The organism is Streptomyces milbemycinicus (assembly GCF_002154605.1).
Lineage (GTDB): Bacteria > Actinomycetota > Actinomycetes > Streptomycetales > Streptomycetaceae > Streptomyces > Streptomyces milbemycinicus.
This window is the reverse complement of record NZ_MUNE01000779.1, coordinates 1-2598: the sequence shown is the minus strand read 5'-3', so window position 1 is coordinate 2598 and position 2598 is coordinate 1. Positions and strand designations below refer to the sequence as shown.

Sequence of the window (2598 nt, the reverse complement as noted above, 5' to 3'; positions counted from 1 at the left end):
GATGACGGCTGCTTCGACGCGGGCGGCGCCCCGCGCCAAGGCCGCCGCCCGCGTCGAAGCAGCCGTCATCCGGGCCCATGCCCGCGTCACCGGATCGGCGCTCGGCCCGTACCAGACCGCCGTGGTGCGCATCGGCTTCTCCTTCACCTGGCTGCTGTTCCTGCTGCGCGAATGGCCCCACCGCCAGGAGCTGTACGGGCCCGAGGGCCCGTGGAGCTGGGAGATGGCCCATCAGCTCATCGAGGGCAACGGCGCGTTCAGCGCGCTCATGTGGTCCGACAGCGGCCTGTGGTTCGACACCGTCTACGCCCTCGCCGTCGTCTCCAGCGCGCTGCTCCTGCTCGGCTGGCGGACCCGCACCATGTCCGTGCTGTTCATGCTCGGCGTGATCTCCCTGCAGAACCGCAGCGTCTTCGTGGGCGACGGCGGCGACAACGTCATCCACCTGGTGGCGATGTATCTGACGCTGACCCGGTGCGGGCAGGTGTGGTCCCTGGACGCCCGCCGCGCGGCGCGGCGCGAGCCCGGGGCGCCGGAGCCGCGCGACGCCACCGGGATCGTGCTGTGGGCACTGACCGGGTCGGCCCTGCTGTGGGCGCAGCTGTTCACCGAAGCCCGTCTCGACTGGTCGGCCTACGGCCCGCTCCCCGGCGTCGGCTGGGCCCTGGCGCTATGGGGGGTGTGGGCGGTCCACGGCGCCTGGTGGCTCGTCCGGCGCTACGCCCCCGGCGAGCCGCGCACCCTTCTGGACATCCTCGCCAACCTCGCGCACAACGGCGCGGTGCTGGTGATCATGGGCGAGGTCTGTCTGCTGTACGCCTCCGCCGGCTGGTACAAGGTCCAGGGCTCGCGCTGGCAGGACGGCACCGCGCTCTACTACCCGCTGAACCTGGACTACTTCTCGCCCTGGCCCGCACTGGCCGATGTGCTGGCCGGCAGCGGCCTCTTGGTCATGGCGCTCACCTACGGCACGGTCATCGTGCAGGTCGCCTTCCCCTTCACGCTGCTGAACCGGCGGGTCAAGAACGTGATGCTCGTCCTGCTGGTGCTGGAGCACATCGGGATCGCGGTGCTGCTGGGGCTGCCCTTCTTCTCCCTGGCCATGATCGCGGCAGACGCGATCTTCCTCCCGACGAACTTTCTGCGCTGGGTCGGGAGGCGGGCGAACAGGGTCCGTGACCGTGTCCGGGCGCAAACGGCCTGGCTGCCGCGTCAGCGGACGGGGGAGAGCGTCGAGGGCCGACCGTAGGCTGTGGGCATGGGTGACGACGAGGCCGTGACGGCCGTGCGGCGGTGGCACGAGGCCGCTGCGGGGACCGTACTGCTGGATGGCTTCCATGCGCTGAAGCACGCGCTCCGGTTCGGCGCGGAGGTGCGGATCGCGGTCACGAGTGACAAGGCCGCCGCGCTCGCTCTCGCGGACGACCTGGCCGGGGACCTGACCGCGGTGATCGAGGAGCGCCTGGTCGAGGTGTCGGCCAAGACGCTGCGCGACCTTGTGCCGAGGGTCCATCCGACAGGCGTGGCCGCGCTGGCGGTCAGGCGCGATCGACGGGGGAATCTGGACGAGCTGGCGGGGCCGTCCAGGTCGGCGCCGGTCGTGGTGCTGGACAACCCGCGCAACCTGGGGAATGTGGGGGCCGTGGTGCGGCTCGCCGCGGGGTTCGGGGTCGCGGGGGTGGTCACCACCGGCGATATCGACCCCTGGCATCCCAACGCCGTCCGGTCGGGCGCGGGGCTGCACTTCGCCACCGCCGTGGAGCGGCTGACGAGCGATGACCTTCCGCCGGGGCCGCTGTACGCCCTGGATGCGGAGGGGGAGGACATCCGGTCGGTGGTCATCCCCGATGACGCGCTGCTCGCGTTCGGATCCGAGCGGCACGGGATCTCGCCGGAGGTGCGCAAGCGGGCCACCAGGCTGGTGGCCCTCCCCATGCGGCCTCAGGTGTCCAGCTACAACCTGGCCACCAGCGTGGCCATGGCGCTGTTCCACTGGGGAGGGCCGGTGCAGGCGCCGCCGGCCCAGCCCAGATGAGCGGCTGAGCGAGCGACGCGGAAGGCGCGGGAGGCGCCGCTGCGCTACAGCGGGCGGCGGACCTCGACCATACGGAAGCGGGAGGTCACAAACGCCCCGTCGCACAAGGTGGCGTTGGCCGAAGGGTTGCCGCCCGAGCCGTGGAAGTCCGAGAAGGCCGCGGTCTGGTTGACGTAGATCCCACCGGTCAGATTCAGCGACAGCTGGGCGCACTCCTCCAGACACGCCTCCTCGACCAGCCGCTCGGCGTCCGCCGAGGTGGTGTACGCGCCGACGGTCATCGCGCCCTTGTCGCGGATGGTGCGGCGCAGCAGGTCGACCGCGTCCGCCGTGGAGTCCATGGCGACGGCGAAGGACACCGGGCCGAAGCATTCGGAGAGGTAGGGCGCTTCCGCGTCGCCCGCCTCCCAGAACTTCCGGGCCCCGTCGGCCTTGACGATCACGGGGGTGCGGACCGTGGCGTCGGGGAAGTCGGGGTGGGGCACCGGGCGGCAGGCGAGGGCGGTCGCGCCGAGGCCGGGGGCGGCCTCAAGCCGCTCCTTGCCCCCGGGGTTCACGATCGC

The 2598-nt window shown here is 71.9% G+C and carries 2 protein-coding genes and 1 pseudogene; 2 read left to right on the top strand and 1 reads right to left on the bottom strand.

Annotated features, from left to right (window positions below; translation table 11 throughout):
• Window position 1 precedes the first annotated feature (1 nt).
• Both CCN51_RS46000 and CCN51_RS45995 read left to right on the top strand, forming a co-directional pair.
• Complete coding sequence (locus CCN51_RS46000) at window positions 2–1249, top strand: HTTM domain-containing protein (RefSeq protein WP_245881820.1); 1248 nt, start codon at window positions 2–4, stop codon at window positions 1247–1249.
• Window positions 1250–1258: 9 nt separating this feature from the next.
• Entirely contained in the window at window positions 1259–2035 is a 777-nt protein-coding gene (locus CCN51_RS45995) for a TrmH family RNA methyltransferase (RefSeq protein ID WP_014178009.1), read from the top strand.
• Window positions 2036–2079: 44 nt separating this feature from the next.
• Here CCN51_RS45995 and CCN51_RS45990 read toward each other — a convergent pair.
• Window positions 2080–2598: pseudogene (locus tag CCN51_RS45990) on the bottom strand (phenylacetic acid degradation protein PaaN); the annotation flags it as partial.